This window comes from Desulfosarcina sp. (assembly GCF_055467485.1).
The window spans coordinates 1-18,418 of the sequence record NZ_JBUOIV010000012.1 but is presented as its reverse complement, the minus strand read 5'-3'; the positions used below and the strand labels follow the sequence as shown (position 1 = coordinate 18,418).

General features: G+C 56.7%; 17 protein-coding genes. 9 read left to right on the top strand and 8 right to left on the bottom strand.

Features of this window, described 5'->3' with window-relative positions; all coding sequences use genetic code 11:
* Nucleotides 1–269: 269 nt before the first annotated feature.
* On the top strand, nucleotides 270–1,949 hold the full coding sequence (locus ACZCED_RS08030; RefSeq protein WP_462968499.1) for a hypothetical protein: 1,680 nt from the start codon (nucleotides 270–272) through the stop codon (nucleotides 1,947–1,949).
* Between the two features lie 314 nt (nucleotides 1,950–2,263).
* On the opposite strand, the gene ACZCED_RS08025 is transcribed toward ACZCED_RS08030, so the two are convergent.
* The 5 genes from ACZCED_RS08025 to ACZCED_RS08005 form a co-directional block, all read right to left on the bottom strand.
* Nucleotides 2,264–2,527, bottom strand: a complete 264-nt coding sequence (locus ACZCED_RS08025) for a hypothetical protein (protein ID WP_462968498.1) — start codon at nucleotides 2,525–2,527, stop codon at nucleotides 2,264–2,266.
* A gap of 162 nt (nucleotides 2,528–2,689) precedes the next feature.
* Nucleotides 2,690–2,911, bottom strand: a complete 222-nt coding sequence (locus ACZCED_RS08020) for a hypothetical protein (RefSeq protein WP_462968497.1) — start codon at nucleotides 2,909–2,911, stop codon at nucleotides 2,690–2,692.
* Between the two features lie 216 nt (nucleotides 2,912–3,127).
* The gene (locus tag ACZCED_RS08015) at nucleotides 3,128–3,589 is read right to left on the bottom strand and encodes a universal stress protein (RefSeq protein WP_462968496.1); all 462 of its coding nucleotides are present in this window, start codon (nucleotides 3,587–3,589) and stop codon (nucleotides 3,128–3,130) included.
* Between the two features lie 30 nt (nucleotides 3,590–3,619).
* Nucleotides 3,620–4,582 carry a protein kinase family protein gene (locus tag ACZCED_RS08010; protein ID WP_462968495.1) on the bottom strand — a complete coding sequence of 321 codons (963 nt, stop codon included), beginning with the start codon at nucleotides 4,580–4,582 and terminating at the stop codon, nucleotides 3,620–3,622.
* A gap of 29 nt (nucleotides 4,583–4,611) precedes the next feature.
* Nucleotides 4,612–5,367: a cytidylate kinase-like family protein gene (locus ACZCED_RS08005; RefSeq protein ID WP_464860578.1), complete on the bottom strand. Its 756-nt coding sequence runs from the start codon at nucleotides 5,365–5,367 to the stop codon at nucleotides 4,612–4,614.
* A 1,206-nt stretch (nucleotides 5,368–6,573) separates the two neighbouring features.
* On the opposite strand from ACZCED_RS08005, the gene ACZCED_RS08000 reads away from it, so the two are divergent.
* The 8 genes from ACZCED_RS08000 to ACZCED_RS07965 all read left to right on the top strand — a co-directional run bounded on the left by ACZCED_RS08000 (nucleotide 6,574) and on the right by ACZCED_RS07965 (nucleotide 15,010).
* Complete coding sequence (locus tag ACZCED_RS08000; RefSeq protein ID WP_464860577.1) at nucleotides 6,574–7,422, top strand: HDOD domain-containing protein; 849 nt, start codon at nucleotides 6,574–6,576, stop codon at nucleotides 7,420–7,422.
* A 43-nt stretch (nucleotides 7,423–7,465) separates the two neighbouring features.
* Nucleotides 7,466–7,810, top strand: a complete 345-nt coding sequence (locus ACZCED_RS07995) for a hypothetical protein (RefSeq protein ID WP_462968492.1) — start codon at nucleotides 7,466–7,468, stop codon at nucleotides 7,808–7,810.
* A gap of 310 nt (nucleotides 7,811–8,120) precedes the next feature.
* Complete coding sequence (locus ACZCED_RS07990; RefSeq protein ID WP_464860576.1) at nucleotides 8,121–9,140, top strand: hypothetical protein; 1,020 nt, start codon at nucleotides 8,121–8,123, stop codon at nucleotides 9,138–9,140.
* A 130-nt stretch (nucleotides 9,141–9,270) separates the two neighbouring features.
* Nucleotides 9,271–10,824, top strand: a complete 1,554-nt coding sequence (locus ACZCED_RS07985; RefSeq protein WP_462968490.1) for an ABC transporter substrate-binding protein — start codon at nucleotides 9,271–9,273, stop codon at nucleotides 10,822–10,824.
* A 242-nt stretch (nucleotides 10,825–11,066) separates the two neighbouring features.
* A complete protein-coding gene (locus ACZCED_RS07980; RefSeq protein WP_462968489.1) occupies nucleotides 11,067–12,041 on the top strand; it encodes an ABC transporter permease in 975 nt (324 codons plus the stop codon).
* Nucleotides 12,038–12,958, top strand: coding sequence for an ABC transporter permease (locus ACZCED_RS07975; RefSeq protein ID WP_462968488.1), 921 nt, complete (start codon nucleotides 12,038–12,040; stop codon nucleotides 12,956–12,958). Before ACZCED_RS07980 ends, ACZCED_RS07975 begins: the two co-directional genes overlap by 4 nt.
* Nucleotides 12,959–12,980: 22 nt before the next feature.
* Nucleotides 12,981–13,970 carry an ABC transporter ATP-binding protein gene (locus tag ACZCED_RS07970; RefSeq protein ID WP_462968487.1) on the top strand — a complete coding sequence of 330 codons (990 nt, stop codon included), beginning with the start codon at nucleotides 12,981–12,983 and terminating at the stop codon, nucleotides 13,968–13,970.
* Nucleotides 13,967–15,010: an ABC transporter ATP-binding protein gene (locus ACZCED_RS07965; protein ID WP_462968486.1), complete on the top strand. Its 1,044-nt coding sequence runs from the start codon at nucleotides 13,967–13,969 to the stop codon at nucleotides 15,008–15,010. Before ACZCED_RS07970 ends, ACZCED_RS07965 begins: the two co-directional genes overlap by 4 nt.
* 138 nt (nucleotides 15,011–15,148) lie before the next feature.
* Here ACZCED_RS07965 and ACZCED_RS07960 read toward each other — a convergent pair whose 3' ends face one another.
* From ACZCED_RS07960 to ACZCED_RS07950, 3 genes are all read right to left on the bottom strand, one after another.
* Nucleotides 15,149–16,480: an aminotransferase class I/II-fold pyridoxal phosphate-dependent enzyme gene (locus ACZCED_RS07960; protein WP_462968485.1), complete on the bottom strand. Its 1,332-nt coding sequence runs from the start codon at nucleotides 16,478–16,480 to the stop codon at nucleotides 15,149–15,151.
* The gene (locus ACZCED_RS07955; protein ID WP_464860575.1) at nucleotides 16,480–17,655 is read right to left on the bottom strand and encodes an NAD(P)/FAD-dependent oxidoreductase; all 1,176 of its coding nucleotides are present in this window, start codon (nucleotides 17,653–17,655) and stop codon (nucleotides 16,480–16,482) included. The genes ACZCED_RS07960 and ACZCED_RS07955 overlap by 1 nt, the downstream gene beginning before the upstream one ends.
* 36 nt (nucleotides 17,656–17,691) lie before the next feature.
* Nucleotides 17,692–18,418: 4Fe-4S dicluster domain-containing protein (locus tag ACZCED_RS07950; protein WP_464860574.1), on the bottom strand; the 727-nt coding region annotated here is incomplete at its 5' end.

The window sequence follows — 18,418 nt, the reverse complement described above, 5'->3', positions numbered from 1 at the left end:
ATCTTCAAAAACCATTTGAATTTATTTTTGATTTGGTGCTTTTCAGTTGTTATTTTTTGTCGATGCCACCGGATCCCTCATCAAGATCCGTTATACTTAATAAAAACATAATATTATAAGAATCTGACCCTTGTCAGCCACATGCTGGATTGTCGGTGCAGCCTGGACACCTGCATCAACGCGTCAACGAAAAGGAGGTGATCGACGGTATTCCGGTAAGTTGGATCAGCACGTGTACAAACCCAATGTTTTTAACAAGGAGGAGCCAGATGAAAAAGTTTAGGTTTATTGTTGCCATCTGTGCGGCGCTGATGATCGCCGCCCCGGCAATGGCCCTGGAGGTGGAGGTCTCGGGCCACTATTTTGTGGAGCACTTCAACCATTCCAACCCGACCCTGAACAAGGATGAAGCCTCGGACGACTATTCGACCATGGAGTTCATGGCCAAACCGGTCTTCAAGGTCAACGACAATATCACCCTCACCACCCAGTTCACCGCCCTGCAGGACCACACCTGGGGCTATGATGCCAGCCGGCCGACCGATGAGGACAATCCGCTCTCCCCCAAAATGGACAACAATGAAAATTTCGACTGGAAAGCGGCCTACATGACCATCAAGACCTCCATCGGCGGATTTATCGTCGGCCGCTACATCGACACCCCCTGGGGTACCGGGCTGGGCGACAGCACTGCCAGCCACGGCAGCAACAGCCGGCACAAGGACCGGGTGATGTGGGTCGTGCCCACGGGTGACTTCATCTCCGGCCTCGTGGCCCAGAAAAACGGAGAAGGGGACCGGGGAAACGTCATTTCCGATGCGGACTTCCACAAATTCTATGGTTTTTCAGCCTACAAGCAGGAAAACTGGTCCACCGGCCTGTTGATCGCCCGCTACGAGCACAAGAACTACGTAAACCAGCGCGACCTCAGAAACTTCCAGATAGGCTATGACGGCTATCTGGCTGCATCTTCAGCCGCGACCGTGGCGCAAGGCACCTATGCCGGTACTTATGCTCAAGCGCTCCAATTAGCCGGCGCGCTGAATCCCGCTTTGGTGCCTCTCGTGCAGGCCGCCCCCTTTGACGCCGCCTCAAGCGCAGCCCTTGATGGAGCGCTTGCAGGTGCCGGCATTCCTGCCATCGACCTTTATGGTCTTAATTCCAGTGCGATAACCGCCCAGGGCGCAGCCGCAGCCGCCGGTGCCGCCGTCCAAGCCGGCCCCACCCGCTCCTCTCTTGGATTGTGGGTGTTCAACCCCTACTTCATGGGCACCTTCGGACCGCTCACCGCCGAAGCGGAAATCCTTTATGGATTCGGTGAAATCGAACTGGATGAAGTCCGCACGGATCCGGTTTCAGGCAATACCTTCGACACCATCGATGCCGAAGGATTCGCCGCCACCCTGGACGTGAAATACGACATCGCCGGCCTGACCCTCAACGCGGGCGGCACCTATGTGCAGGGCGACAGCAATCCGGATGACGACGAAGCCAGTGCCATCGGCTACTTCGAGGAATCCATCGACCTGGAACACGGGTTTCTGCTCACCTCGGATTACCAGAACCTCAACACCACCCTGGGCGGCACCGACGAAAACGGCATTCCCCTGGGCAACGTCTCCGGCGGCCCCACCACCATCACCGGTCCGGCCGGCTATACCTCCTTCTGGCTGGGGGCCAAGTACCAGCTGCTGGACAACCTGAAGCTGGGCGTGCTCTACGTGAATTCCACGGCGGATGACGCCCCCAAGACCAATGCCGGCGTGGAGTGGGATGACGACCACGGGGCCGAGTACGACTTCACCGTGGAGTGGGACATCATGAACAACCTGAAGTTCTGGGGCGTGGTGGCCTACCTGGATGCCGGCGACTACTGGAAAGCCGGCGGTTTCAGGCCCGAAGTCGAAAACAACACGACCTTCTATGGCCGGATCACATTGGAATTCTAATCGATCCTGTCATACCCGATACGGCCGGGCGTCCATCGTTGCCGGATTGCCGCGGTTGATCGGAAACCTGTTGAAATGAAAAGCCCCGGCGGCTCTGATGGCTGCCGGGGCTTTGTTTCAATGTTCGCCAAGCCAATTTCCTGAAATCATCGAGGCTGGAAATCCATCCTGAAATAAACCGGCTCAGCGTTGGAACGCCATCTTGGCTCGATCCCGGATGGTGCCGCACAAGCCTTCCATGGCTGCTGGAAGTCACTGCTGCGCAATACTGCACCATCGCAGCGGCTTCACGCCGCGATATTTATAGTGGGCGGTCACTTGATCAGAAACAAGGCCACAAGCAAAACCATCACCACCACACCCACAACCATCAGCCGCTTCTTGGTTATCCTCGGTGAGGCCGACGCAGGCGCGTTGTGCTTCTCTTTGAACGCCCGGATTCTTTCGATTTTCTTTCTTTCCCGCTCCCTCTCCCGGCGCCTGGCTTCGCCGTCCCTTCTTTCGTAGGGCCCATCTCTGCGATCATTGGAAACGAACACGTGAACCTGCCGACGGTCCTCGGCTTTTCTTCTTTCCATGTGACTGACTCCGCGCGTTGAATGTTGGGAAAGCCCTGTTTACTTGAATGATTAGATAAAACCACAGTTTGCCTGGTTGTCAACAGTTAATACCCGGCGCCAACATGGCCAGGAAAACCTGCGTTGGGAAAACACGAGATGGGGGTCTGCTGGGAGGGGTGGTCAGACATAGATATTCAGATGTGTGCCGATCCATGAGTCGGCGACCAGACGACCGCTGGTGCTGTATATCAACGCGTCGTCCGGATCGGGCGCAACCGTTCGCACCGGTTGCGTAAGGAGCATTGCGCGCCCTGACGATTCGCCGAATTTGAAAAACGTGCCGGTGCCGGTCCGCACCGGGGCGTAAAAGGGTATGGGCACCAGCGCAGCGGAGTCTGCCATGTTCCGATATCCAGGCCATTGAGATTAACAATCGAAACCATTTATGCAACATCCGTACACACATGGTGAATTAAAATATAATACTGTAATTATTAATATCTTAAACAATTCGAATCCCTGCCGGTTCGATGTTCCGGCATTTTTTACCTGTAAGGATTGCCCACCTCCCGTCTTGAGCCTACGGCAACCATGCCGAACCGGCTGCGGGAAATGATGCTATTGAACCACCCAGACGGTGCAGTTGCGGGCATGGCTGACAATCTGCTTGGAAACCGAACCAAAAAGGAACTCTTCTTTGCGGGACAATCCCTGCCGGCCCAACACGATCGTACCGGCTGCCAGAAATGTCATTTCGGCAAGAATCAACCGGGCCAGCGAGGGACCGTCCCGCTCTATTGCGCGGATGGACACGTCCCCGGCATCGACACCGTCGTCAATCAATTGGTTCCGATAGTCGGTGATCCATCCGTCGACCTTTTTCCGGCCGGATTGGATCCAGCGTTCACGCTCCTGGGGCGACGAGAAAAAATCCTCTTCCGGTGCGTGTATGACGTGCAGCAGCGTCACGGAGAAGCCTGCCAGGCCCCCTATCAGCCCCCCGACATACGCAACGGCGCGTCGGGAATTTTCCGATCCGTCCACCGCAATGACAATATGGTTGTTACGTATCTGCTTCATTTGGCGTTCCGATAAAGGACGTTAAAACGGTCACCGGCCAACCTGGGCCAAATCCTCAAGAAGCTGGTCGACATGCTCGTAAAACCAGTTGGCCCCCACCGAGAAATGCAACAGAATGCGATTGAACGATTCGGGAATATATGGATAAACTTTCTTCAGATTGGCCAACCGGTGGTTAAAAACGATGTTGCGGTCCTGCGGCTTGAGCATGCCGAAGGACGGATGCCGCTGCTGGCAAAGTTCCGGTACCAGCAGATCCCCTTTGCCGGCCAGATAGATCAGGATGTTACCGATACCGAAAAGATCGTAACCGTATATGTTTTCGCGGTGGCGATAGTTGAAGTCGAAATCGATCCACCGGTAGATGCCGCTCCGGCGATCGACGATGATATGATCCCGCCTGATGTCGCCGTGTTTCTCCCCCTGGCGGTGAAGGTATCCGATGGCCTCGATGCAGCTTCTGAAGCGGTCCAGAATTTCCGGGAACACGTCAAAAAAATAGCTCTCGTGGCTGCAGGTCAATCCCTCGATGGTGTCGCAAAGTGATTTCCCGTAAATGAAATCCAGAATCCGGATGATGTTGCCCCGGGTGTCGGGGGTGGCGAACCCGTGCATGAAATGGGGATGACTGGCCACCCGCTCCAGAATGCGCGCCTCCTTGCGAGGGCTTCGAAAGCAATCGTAGGCGATGCCTCCAATGTGGGCGGTGAACTTTTCAAAAAACACCAGTTTGATAATTTTCCGCTGGCCGGATTGCAGGTCCACAGCACGCTTGACCCAGAACTTTTCCTGGTCGTCCAGCCCGAAACGCCCTTCCTTGGCATTGTTCAGGATCAGGTACGGGTGGCCGGCCAGGACCAGTACATCCCCATAGTCCACCTGATAAAAATCGGTGGCATCCGTATGGCACCGGTACCGGCGGCGGTCGGCAAGGCTGGGAAACCAGGCCCCCACACGCTGGCCAATGGCTTCATCGGTAATGGCTGCCGTCATGGTTGTCCGATCTGCCTTGCGGGCGCCAATCAAACCGTGGGCTTGAATTTTTTGTTGAATGCCAGAGCGACGATGTCGGCCACATCCCCTGGATTGGCAAAATGATCCAGGTTCATCACCATGTCGAATTCATATGGAGTCGCCGCTTTTTTACCGAATACTTTTTTAAAGAAAAGCGCCTGCTCCTTATCGATGCCGGACAATTTCTTTCTGGCTTCCGCCTTGCTGATGCGCATGATATCGGCAATTCGTTTGGCCCGGTATTCGTCGGAGCCAATGCAGCGAACGGCCAGCACCCGCTCCCGGGGAAGAATCAGATGGGCGCCACGGCCGACGAATACCGTCGGCTCCAAACCGGCAATGGCAAAAACGGCACCCATCAGGTGCCTTGAATAGTCGCTGTCGATAAACGCCTTCTCCCCGAACAGGTATTTAAAGGTCCGGTTCACGTATCCCGGGAATCGCTCGTCGAAATAGGCGACGGCCGTTTCGCTGATGTTGGACTGGTTGGCGATTCGCTCGATCAATTCCCGGTCCGCCACAAGGTATCCCAGCTTCTGGGCCACCATGTCGGCAATCTCCAATGCACCGACGCCGATTTTCCGGGAAAAGGTAATGCAGGGGGCCAGCTCGGGAGGTACGGCGGCCGTCCTCTCCGCTTCTTCCTGAACCAGCTTTCGGCTTTCCCAAATGCGAACATAATGCCCCACCCGTGCTTCGGTGCCGGGTTTTCGCTTGGCATATTTTCCGGGTACGTAATCCCCAATGCCTGCTTTTTTGGTCATGGCCATCTCCTTTCTGTTGTCAGGCAACAAACGTCATGGCAACCATACGCTTTTGCAGACTCGATCAGCAATGGTTGTGCCAAGGGTGATTTCAAAGGTATCTAACTGTTTTATTGATAATTTTTAATCTTTTAGGGAGAACGGAAGGCGTTTTATGCCATGAATCGTGTCAGCTCTTTTTACATCGTGGAAAGGGAAGAGAGGCGAGGCCTTGACGCCTATCGGCAAACCGCGCGCAAGGCTCTGCCAGGTGATGGCAGCATACCCCATTGTCTGGATTCTGCCCGGATTGAAGATACGGGTCAGCTGGGTCTTTTCGGCGAACCAGCCAACAGGGGAATGGTTGGGACACGCAGTTTTTCAGAGGAAGGCGTGAATGCCGCGGAGTGAGCGTCGATCGAGGTCTGCGATTGCCGGTATTTTTCCCTGGCCGCTTTGGAAATGGTGACCCGGTCAACAACCCCGAAGGGTCGATCATTCCGGTTTGGCTTTTCAGCAGAAGTCGAACCTGACGTTGTCACCCGGTGAAGGGGGGCTGCTTTCTGGTTGTCTATAATGATGTATGGCGTATCGTCGATCATGATCCTGTTCGCCTCGATTGTGAACCCACCCGCTTCATTAACCCATCAGCCCGGCTGATCGCTTCGTTTTAATCAACCGGTTGACATCATGATTGATTCATCGCCAATAACGGGACTGTCGACGCCTGGCCGTGAGTCGCTGTCGGCCCTGTATCCTGACAGATTAACCATCCGGTCAACCCTGCTCAACACCGATGCGCCAAAAACAAATCCTTGCATTCAGGTTGAATTGCCCGGCGGATCAGCCCGACGCCTGCCTGATCCGTTGGTCACAATTAGCGGCAAGCCCGGGGAATCATTTCATCAGCCGCCATCTTCAATGATAGGAATTGGCGACTGGTAAATTAAGGACGGTTGATGAAGGTTGGGTAACGTGCATGTAAAGATTGAGTAAAGAATGCCGGTGGCATAATATCGCAGCTGGTTTTCCAGGAAAATGACGGCTATAATTTTCCGGCTGGCAGCGCTGCCTTTTTTATGATCAGGGGGTACGGCCGTCCCGCACGGCTGCATCGTTGCCTGGAATCACGGCGGCCGAACGTCATGGTCGGGTATACATGCAGGGTTCATTGGCTTGAACTCATGGTCAAAAAAGGGTAGTGATTAGAAAAAAGGAGTACGTGCCATGCCGACACTTGATCGATTATTGGAGGAAAGCGAAAGGATTGAGCCGGTACCCCAGGTGATCCATCAACTCATGGATCTGGTTGACGACCCGGATGTTCCCGTTTCTGAGATTACCGAGTTGATCACTTACGAACCCCTGGTAACCGCAAACTTGCTCAAGCTGGCGAACTCAGCTGCCTTCGGGTTCAAGAAAAAAGTAGACTCGGTGCATGACGCCGTGGTTCTTTTGGGATTGAAACGGGTGGTTGAAATGGTGCTGCTCAACAGTGTGACCAAACCGCTGAAATCCGCGCACCAGGGGTATGGCCTCGAGGAGGGCCAGCTGTGGAAGCAGTCCGTCTCCTGCGCCCTTATGGCCAGCGCCATTGCCGAAACCATAAGGGCCCCGGAAAGACACACTGTTTTCACGGCGGCGCTGCTCAAGGACATCGGCGTGATCATTCTCGACCGGCACATGGGTGAAACTTTTGCAATCATTCGCAAAACCATGGAGATCGACGGCCGGAGCCTGGTGGAGGCCGAACGCCACGTACTGGGCATCGATCATGCCCATCTCGGAGGGCGAATCGCCGAGAAGTGGAACTTCAGCCAGGCGCTGGCCGGCACCATTAAAGACCACCACCTGACAGACGAGGTGACCGACATTGCTAAAGAGGTCGCCATGGTCTACCTTGCCGACAGCATGTGTTCGATGTCCGGCATTAACGGAGAGCTGTTTTGCGGCCACTACGTCCACTATGACCGGGTCTGCAACCTGCTCGGCCTGTCAGAAGCGAACGTTAACCGTATCATGTCCGATTTTTACGCCCGCAAGGAAGATATCTACGGCCTGCTGGCCATTCTGTAGCCGGTCAGCCCCATGTATACCATCCATAGGAGTTTGAGATTAAATGACCCCGTATGAACTGTCAAAACTGATTCACATGGAGCTGTCACCCATCGCCCCCCGGTTGTCGTCGGCGATCAACCGTGCACTGGTGGATATCGGGGAGGGATCCGTTTTGGTGGGGCTTGGCCCGGGGACGAATGAAAACGAAGACGTATCTTTCCAGGAATCTGAAACCATCAACACCGCCGGTGGTGATGCGGACGGCGCCCTGGCAAAGATCCACGAAATGATGTGGAAACTGGAGGAACATTCCTCCTGGAAGGTGATTATCGATAAAAAGCCCGGAAGACAGGGCAAACCGATCCAGTTGCTCTATACCCTGGTAAGAACCAAAAGGGACCTGTAGCCGGCGCCGGGGCAGGCGCGTACCTTAAAAAAGAGCGGGGCGGTCAAAAGACCGCCCCGCAGGCAGAAGGAGTTGGATGAAAGAAGAGGAAGTAACGCTATTCAGCAGCAATCCCCCGATGTGCCGCTGTAAAGTTATTATCGGCATCCTCCGGGCTCAACTTTAGCTTTTTTTCATTTTTTTCCTATTGTTTTATTTTCTTTCCAACTCGAATTAAAAAATTATTGCATCTTTGATACAATTTGGTTATATCCGTTTCACCATTGCTGTCGCGCGACAACTCCGGCAACCCGTTATCCCCCAACCCATCATGCGTATTTTTGAAAACATCATCCGCGGTATTATCAATGACAGTGGTCTCAAGCTGAACACCATCAGCAAAACATCCGGGATTTCACACACCTACCTGACCAAGCTGATCAACGACAATATCAACCGGCCGGGAAAAGACAAGATCGCTTCCATCATGCTGGCCCTGAACTATTCCATCGAAGAGATCAACACGGTCCTGGCCGGATATGACTATCAAGCCCTGGACGAACCGGACATACCCGAAATATTGGAGAACAACCGAAAACGCAAAATTCAGGGGAACACCCTATCGCTGTATGACGACATTCACGTCAAACTGCTGCTGTCGCCAATGGAGCGCAGGGGCGGCACCAAGATACTGGTGAAAGAAGCGCCCTCGGTCCTGTTCATGCCCGATGAACTCTATTTGGGCCGCAAGGTCGACACAAACGAAAACGATCCGCCGGATAAAAGTTTTTACCATTCCTTTACCAGCGCCCTGTTCAAAGAGCGCAAGGCGATCTTTCAAATGAGCTGTGACGCAGGGACCCGGTTCGAAACCTATATCTGCCGGCATTGCCTGGAAGAGTATGTCCAAAAGGTCATGGATGCAAAACAAGGGAACCAACCCGAGCTGGCGCTGCGTTTTTTCGCCAATGCCGTGGCCGCCATTCGGGCCAACCCGGATCAGCACCGCACCTGGATCATGGAACGCTGTCCCTGGTTCGACTACATGATCCAGGGCGACGACCGCGACGATCCGAAAGTGTTTTTTTTTGGGAAGAAAAGCCATAACTACGATTCCACCCACGACCAGGTCAATCTGCAGGGTTTTTCCTCCGATTCACCATCCATGATCGAACTTTTCAGAAAAGAAACCCAATTGTGCCGCAGCGCCATCGACCCACAACTGATGAATAACTATCCTGACAGTCTGATCCGCTACTTCATCCAGCTGTTCACGTCCTATGGATATGCCGAGGCATTCACGGCGCATATGGACAATCCCGAACGATCCGGCCGTCATCACGGGCGTTGATCGACCGTTTTTCATCTGATGGAGAGGGGCCGATCGAATGGACAAACGGGAGCCATAAAAATAACGGTCAACCGCAGGCATTACCCGGTGCACGGTTGCCATCATCACCACAACCAGGAGGAGGAACTAAATGAAGAAATGTCTTGTTGTAACCCTGACCCTTGCCTTGCTTTTCGGCGTTGGGACCCTTGCCGGTGCCGCCACTTTAAAAGTGGGACTGGATGCCGACCCGGTGTCCCTCGATCCCCACGTACAGCTTTCCGGCGGCATGCTGCAGTATTCCCACTGGGTATTCGATCCGCTGGTCCGCTATGCCCAGGACATGTCCATCGAACCGCGCCTGGCCACCCGCTGGGAGCGCATCGATGATCTGACCATGCGCTTTTTTCTGCGTGAAGGGGTTAAGTTTCACAGCGGCAACACGTTTTCGGCCAAGGATGTCAAGTTCACCCTGGAACGGCTGAAAAAGAGCGTGGACTTCAAGGGCCTTTTCGAGCTCTTTACCGAAGCACAGATCATCAACGACTACACCATCGACATCAAAACCAAAAAACCCTATGCCCTGCTGCTGCGCATGTGCACTTACATCTTTCCGATGGACAGTGAGTTCTACAGCGGCAACGACGCCTCTGGACAGCCCAAGGATGCCATCGTCAAAATCGGCCCCTCATTCGCCCTGGCCAACGAATCCGGCACCGGCCCCTACACGGTGGCCGAGCGCGAGCAGGGTGTGAAGATGGTCATGGACCGCTTTGCCGATTACTGGGACACCGCCTCGCCGGGCAACGTGGACCGCATCGTGCTGACCCCCATCAAGGAAGACGCCACCCGCGTGGCGGCCCTGCTTTCCGGTGACGTGGACTTCATCTCCCCGGTGCCCCCCCAGGATTTTAAACGCATCGAAAAAGACCCCAAGGTGAATCTGTTCACCTATCCCGGCGGCCGCATCATCACCGTGCAGCTCAACCAGAAACGGCGACCCGAATTCCGGGTGGCCAAGGTCCGCCAGGCCATCGCGTACGCCATCAACAACGAAGGCATCGTCAAGAAGATCATGAAGGGCACCGCCACCCCGGCCGGCCAGCAGAGCCCCAAAGGCTATGCCGGTTACAACCCCGGCCTCACCCCGCGCTACGACCTGAACAAGGCCAAATCCCTGATGAGGGAAGCCGGGTTCGCCAACGGTTTCGAATGCACCATGATCGCCCCCAACAACCGTTATGTCAACGATGAGAAGATCGCCGAAGCCGTGGTGGGTATGCTGGCCAAGATCAATATTAAAGTCAATTTGAAAACCATGCCCAAGGCCCAGTACTGGGATGAATTCGACGCTCAGGTGGCTGACATCCAGATGATCGGCTGGCACTCGGACACGGAAGATTCGGGCAACTTTTCCGAATTCCTGGTCATGTGCCCCAACAAGGAGACCGGCTACGGGCAATACAACAGCGGCAACTACTGCAACCCGGAAGTGGACCGGCTGACCTTGGCCGCCCAGAGTGAAACCGACCTGAACAAGCGTGCGGCCATGCTGCAGCAGATCGAGCAGATCCTTTACGACGATGCCGCCTTCATACCCTTCCACTGGCAGAACCACTCCTACGGAGCCAAGAAAAACGTGGATGTGGCGCCGATCATCAACACCATGAACTTCCCCTATTTCGGGGACATCGTGGTTAAATAGTCAAACCGGACGATCTGAACAACCACAGTGGGGGGGACACCCGGAGAATGATCTACACGGCCCCCCACTCATGATTAACTGCAGAAGAAACAGTAGCTTGTGGTTCAGGTCAAGGCCCCAGGGTTTTCGAACCCGCAGGCGTAGCAGCGCTACGTCGAGGATTGCGAAACCCCGAAAACGCCGGCCTGGGCCGCAAGATACCGTTTCCATGTTTACCTCGGTTAAAGGGAACTTCAAAGACTATGTTTGCCTTCGTCGTCAGACGAGTCACCCAGGCACTCTTCGTCATGCTGATCATCAGCCTGGTGGGGTTTTCCATTAAAAGCGAGATCGGCGACCCGGTCCGCGACATGGTGGGCGAGCGGGTTACCCCGGCCGAACGGGAGGCCCTGAGAGACAAGCTGGGTCTCAACGATCCGTTTGTCACCCAATACGTCCGGTTCGCCAAAAATGCCGTCCAGGGGGACCTGGGCCTGTCCTTTTTCCACAAAAAACCCGCCCTGGCGGTCATCGCCGCCAAGGCCCCGGCCACTCTCGAACTGGTTTTCGCTGCAGCGCTGATCATCATCTTCATCTCCCTGCCCATCGGCGTTTTTTCGGCCATTTACCCGCGCAGCGCCTTCTCCCGGTTCACCATGGCGTTTTCCACCCTGGGGGTGTCGGTACCGGTGTTTCTCACAGCCATCGTTCTGATCTACATTTTCTCGGTTGAGCTGAATTGGCTGCCCTCCTACGGGCGTGGGGAAACCGTCAACCTGGGCGGATGGGAAAGCGGCTTTTTCACCGTCGACGGCATCATGCACCTGATCCTGCCCAGCTTTTCCCTGGCCTCGATCATGCTGCCGCTGTTCATCCGCCTGATCCGGTCGGAAATGATGGAGGTCCTGGAGACCGAGTATATCAAGTTTGCCTGGGCCAAGGGCCTTCAGCGCAAACGCATCTGGTTTATCCACGCCTTTAAAAACACCCTCTTGCCGGTGATCACCGTGTTCGGCGTCCAGATCGGCATCATGTTCGCCTTTACCATCCTCACCGAAACCGTTTTTCAATGGCAGGGCATGGGTTTCATGTTTTTAGAGGCCGTCGAGCGATCGGACATCTCCCTGCTGGTGGCCTACCTGATGGTGGTGGGGGCCGTTTTCGTGGTGGTCAACACCGTGGTGGATATCATTTACGGGCTGGTGAATCCCACCATCCGGATTGCGGGAAGAAAATGAACCGAACCTGGCAACGATTCAAGGCATCCTATCTGCTGTTCAGCTTCAAACAGGACAAAACCGCCATCTTCAGCCTGGCGGTCCTGCTGGCCCTGTTGGCGACCGGCCTGCTGGCGCCGGTGGTTTCGCCCTACGATCCCTACGACCCGGCCAATATCGACATCATGAACTCGGAATTGCCGCCGTCGTGGACGCAGGCCGGTGAAGCGGCCTTCCTGCTGGGCACCGACATCCAGGGGCGAGACCTGCTCAGCACCATGATCTACGGTCTGCGCCTCTCCATACTCATCGGTTGCGGGGCAGTAATTTTGCAGGGATTCCTCGGCGTCGTCGTCGGCCTGCTGGCCGGATATTTAGGGGGAAAAATCGACGCCGTGCTCATGCGCATTGCCGACATCCAGCTCTCCTTTCCCTATCTCATGGTGGCGATCTTCATCAGTGCCATCTTCCAACTGGCCTTCGGCATCGGCCGCTACGAAGACCTGGCCGTGCCCCTGCTCATCGTCATCATCGGCCTGGCGGAATGGCCGGTGTATGCCCGGACCGTGCGGGCATCGGTCATGGGGGAAAAGAACAAGGAATACGTGGAGGCCGCTCGTGTGATCGGGCTGAACCGCTGGCGGATCATGTTTCGCCACGTGCTGCCCAACACCATGACCTCGGTGCTGGTCATCTCGACCATCCAGGTGGCCAACGCCATCATGAGCGAGGCGGCCCTCTCCTTTTTAGGCTTGGGCATGCCGGTAACCAAGCCCTCATTAGGTTCGTTGATCCGCTCCGGCTTCGAGTATATCTTTTCCGGATCCTGGTGGATCACCCTGTTCCCGGGAATATTTCTGGTACTGTTGGTACTGGTGATCAATCTGCTCGGGGATTGGCTGAGAGACGTACTCAACCCCAAGCTGTACAAGGGCTGAAGACTTAAAACTGGACCTGGTTATGTCACACTTACTGGAAGTCAACGACCTCGAAGTCAAATTCGGCCTGCGGTTCGGAGACCTGACCGCCATCAACGGCATCAGCTTCAACCTGAACAAGGGCGAGCGCATGGGCCTGGTCGGCGAAAGCGGGGCCGGCAAATCGGTCACCGGCTTTGCGATCATCAACTTGATCAGCAAGCCGGGTTTCATCTCCGGCGGCCGGGTGATGTTCAATGGAACGGACCTGGCGTCACTTTCCGAAGAAGCCATGCGTGAAATTCGGGGCAATCACATCAGCATGATCTTTCAGGATCCCATGATGACCCTCAACCCGGTGCTGACCATCGGCACCCAGATGGTGGAGACCCTGTTGGCCCACCGCAGTATCACCCGGGCCGAGGCAGAGGCGATCGCCTTGGAAAAGTTGAAAAAGGTGCAGATTCCCTCACCGGAAAAACGCCTGGCCCAGTATCCCCACGAATTTTCCGGCGGCATGCGGCAGCGCATCGTCATTGCCATCGCCCTGATCACCGACCCGGAAATCATCATCGCCGACGAGCCCACCACGGCGCTGGACGTGACCATCCAGGCCGAAATCATGGATCTGCTGCAGCAGTTGTGCGAGTCGGAGGATACGGGGCTGATCCTGATCACCCACGACCTGGGGGTGGTGTCCCAGGTGACCGAAAAGATCGCCGTCATGTATGCCGGTAAAATTGTCGAATCGGGACCGACGGAACAGGTGGTCAACGATCCGAAGCATCCATATACGCAGGGGTTGATCAAGGCGTTGCCCGGCAGCCTGCAACCCGGTGCCCGCCTGAACCAGATCCCCGGGATGATGCCCACGTTGACCGACATCCCGCCCGGATGCGCCTTCAACCCCCGCTGTCCCCTTTGCGAAGCCATCTGCCGCAATCAGGAGCCGCCGTTCATTCCTGTGGACCACCGGCAACGAATAGTGGCCTGTCACATGGTAAAACCCGACCCCAGCATGGGAAAAAGATGACGAGCGAGCAACCCAACCCGATGAAAAGCGATGAAAACGGCCTGCTGGCCCTTAAACAGGTGGTCAAGCATTTCGATATCTCCGGTGGCCTGCTGGACCGGCTGCGATTTGAAAAGGGCAAACTCAGGCATCGGCGCACCACCGTCAAGGCGGTGAACAACGTGAGCTTCACCATCGCCCCCGGCGAAACCTTCAGCGTGGTGGGTGAGAGCGGCTGCGGCAAGTCGACCCTGGCCCGCACCACCCTGGGCATCTATCCGCCCAACAGCGGCAGAATCCTCTATCGGGGAGAGCGCATCGACAACAAGAACGCCCAGCAGATGCTGCCCTTTCGCCGCAACATGCAGATGATTTTCCAGGATCCTTACGCGTCCCTGAATCCACGGAAAACCGTTATGCAGACCCTGGAAGAGCCGGTGGTATTTCATAATCCGTCCATATCGGCGGTCCAGGTGAAAGACCGGGTGGCCGAGGTCATGTCCCAAGTCGGCGTCGATCCCAAATGGGCCAGTCGATATCCCCACGAATTTTCCGGCGGGCAGCGACAACGCATCAGCATCGCCCGGGCCCTGATGGTGGATCCCGAGTTCATCGTGGCCGACGAGCCCGTGTCCGCCCTGGACGTCTCCATCCAGGCCCAGATCCTCAACCTGCTCATGGATGCCCAGGACCAGCGGGGACTCACCTACATGTTCATCACCCACGACCTCTCGGTGGTAGAGCATATCAGCACCCGGGTGGCAGTCATGTACCTGGGCACGCTGTGCGAACTCTCCCCGGCCAGAACCCTTTTCAAGAACCCCCGGCACCCCTACACCCAGGCCCTGCTCTCCGCCATTCCCAAACTGGGCCGCAAGAAAGCCGGCCACATCCGGCTCAAAGGCGAAGTGCCCACGCCCATCGACCTGCCCAGCGGATGTGTGTTCCACGGCCGCTGCGTTCACGCCGACCAGCGCTGCAAAGAAGAGATCCCTGAGGCACGAAGCGTGGAAAATGAGTCCATTGTCGCCTGCCATGCCGTAGAGGAGGGACGGCTGTAGAGGGGGCGAGCAGAGAAGCGGAAAGTTCAAGGCAGAAAGGTGGACGCCGGTGGAAATCGAATCGGAATCGAAATACCACGGAGCGGGGCAACAACCTATTCGGTCCCGATGAAACAGGAACCTCAGACATCTACAGTGCTAATCGATAGCCCGCAGGCCTTCTTTGTGGTCGGCATCGAAGCGTCTGAGACGCGCTTCCAGTTCACCGAAACGCGCTTTACCGGTCAGTGAAACGCAGGCCCGGATGCCTTCGGTACGGCTGCTGCCGGTGGTTTCAAGGGAAATGGCACTGATGCCGTAGTAGAGCAGTTCCTCCACCAGCTCAACACCGGTGAAACCGGGATAGGCGACAGTAAAATAAAAACCGTCGGCCAGGGGCTGATCCTCGTCCATGTCGTAGACCAGCGAAAAGCCGTTTTGGGTGAACAGGCGCTTCATCGATCGGGCGCGATCGCCATATTCTTTAACCGCCTCGACAAAATTGTATTTGCCGTCGTTGACCGCCTCCAGCAGTTTGGCCAGACCATACTGGGTGCTGTGGCATACACCGGCACTCAGGGAATACATGCCACCAAAAATATAGGCGTAACCGAAGCGGTCGGTGCCGAACCAGTGTGCGAGGCCGTCGCCGGTGGATTCGAACAGACGATCGGAAATGGCCGTCATGCCGATGCGCTGGCCAGCCAGGCTGAAGGATTTGGAGCTGGAGATCAGCAAGATAAAATTATCCGTATAGCGGGCCACCGTGGGAATGAAAGGCGGCACGCCCGGCCGGGAGGTGTCCTGCCTGAAATCCATGCCGAAGTAAGCCAGGTCCTCCAGGGCGATGACATCGTAGGTCGTGCACAGCTCACCAATGATGCCCAGCTCTTTCTCCGTGAAGCAGATCCAGGCGGGATTGTTGGGGTTGGAGTACATCAGCGCACCGATCCGACCCGACGACAGGTGGGATTCCAGCTTGTCCCGAAGCCGGTCCCCCCGGAAATCGTACACGTCGAAACTCTCCCGGGGCAACCCCAGCACCTGGGCCTGCTTCTTGTTCACGGGAAATCCCGGGTCGACGAACAGGATGCCGTTCTTTTCCTCGATCCGGCGGCCGGCCATCATCATGGAAAGAAAGCACCCCTGCATGGATCCTACGGTGGGCAGGCAGTGGGCCGGCTGCACATCGACGTCCAAGAATTGCTTCACGAAACGGGCGATTTCGGTCTTCAGGATGGGGATGCCATCAAAAGGCGGGTAGATGGCGCCCACACCAGTTTTAAGGGCAGCTATCTCTCCTTCCACGGCAATCTCCGGCGGGGCCATACCGGGGATGCCCATTTCCATGCGGATAAACCGCTGCCCGGAGGCGGCTTCGATTGCACCCACCAGCCGGTTCAGCTCACGGATAGAGGCCAGCCCCACGCTGGCCAGCCGGCTTTCACGGATTTTTTTCCGGACGATATCGCCGGCAATTGGAGTCTCCATCAGACGATCCCCCCTTCGGTCAGCGGCTTGCCATCGAGTATACGCTGGGGATTGAAGATGGACAGATCCAGCGTCGGCGTCTCACCGGTGATCAATTCACTCATGTAACGGCCCACTGCCGGCCCCTGCTGCAGGCCGTGACCGGAGAAACCGTTGGCCAGGTAAAAACCCTTTATTTCAGGCCATTCGCCGAGGATCGCGTTGTGGTCCAAGGTGTTGACCGCATACAGTCCCGCCCAGCCCCGTACCAGCTTCAGCCGTTCAAAGGCCGGAACGAATTCAGCCAGTTCCGGCCACAGAAGGTCCATGAACCGGTTCTGATCCCAGGTGAAGTTGAAACCGACCGGATCGTCATCCATGGATTTGCCCAGCAGCACCATACCGCCGGTTTCCGTCCTGAAGTAGAGCCCGGACGGAAGGACGGTAAGGGGCAACGGGCCGTCGGGCTTGACGGCCGGGTCCAGGCAAAAGCACTGGCGCTTGACCGGGTTCACAGGCAGTGCCACCCCGGCGGTAGCAGCCAATTCAGTGCACCAGGCGCCGGCGCAGTTGACCACGACGGCAGATGCATGGGTGGCACCGGAGGCGGTCTTCACGCCGGTGACCTGGCGGTTGTCGACCACCAGTTCGGTCACCTCGTCCTCGATATAAACGGCCCCTTGGGCCCTGGCATTGGCCTTGTAACCCATGAGTACGGCGTAGGCGTCGAAATGGCCGTCCTGGGCACCGAAGGTCCCGCCGGCGAACCCATCGGTCGCATACAGGGGATAATGGGCCTTGATCTCGTCCGGTGACCACCATTGGACCTGACACCCCAGGCCCTGTTGCATCGCCATGGCCGCTTTGGCATCGGCTGCCGCGGGTTCTCCATGAAGAAAAAGGTTGCCCTCGCGGTGATAGGCGATGCTGGGGCGGTTGCCAGCCAGGGTCATCTCCTCTTCAAAGCATTCCAGCACCTCGAAGGCGTACTGGGAAATCTGGACATTCTGCTTCAGGCTGAACTGGATCCTGGCGTTGACCATGGACAAGGTGGTGGAGGCCCGGGTATAGGCCAGGTCCCGCTCGATGACCGCCACCTTGAGTGACGGATCCTTGCGGGTCAGGTAAAAGGCGGTAGTGGATCCCATAATGCCACCACCGACGATGATTACGTCAAAATGGGTACGGCTGTCCATGGTCTGACTTTCTCCTGTTGATGCGGCCTGAACCGGTCAGGCCTGTTTATAATTGGGCCCCTCGCCGCCCTCCGGACAGGTCCAGGTGACGTTGTGGAAGGGGTCCTTGATGTCGCAGGTCTTGCAATGCAGGCAGTTGGAGGGGTTGAGCTTGAGGTGGCGGCGGCCGGTCTTTTCGTCGCTCTCGATTTCGTAGACCTGGGCCGGGCAGAAGCGCGTGCAGGGGCTGGCGTAGGTTTCGTAGCAGGTGGTGACGCACAGCCCGGTGTCGTGGACGATCAAATGGCAGGGCTCGTCCTCGCGGTGCAGGGTCTTGGAGAGGTAAACGCCGGTGAGCTTGTCCACGTAGAGGACCCCGTCGTAGTGGGGCTTGGCTTCGGCTTGGGGCTGGACCGCGGGTGCTTTGGCGGCGGGCTTCAGGGTGCGGCAGTCCTCCCGGTGCCGCAGCGGGTCGATCAGGCCGCGGCCGCCGCTGATGTACTGGGCGCCCAGATGGATCAGTTTGGCGGGCATTTTTTTGGCCAGGGCCTGGGCGAAATTGCGGCCTTCGTAGATTTCGGCCTTGAGCCAGCTCTCCTCGACGCGCCGGGGGTAGAGCGAGAGAGTCTTCTGGCCGGCATCGCCGCCGGCGATCGCCGCCAGCGCGGCCTCGGCGATCGCTTCGGAGATGGCGAGGGAGGAATCCACGCCCCGGGTTCTTACATCGGCGTCGGCCAGGGCGAGGACTTCCGAAGCGTTGCCGCGGATGACCGCGATGTCCGCC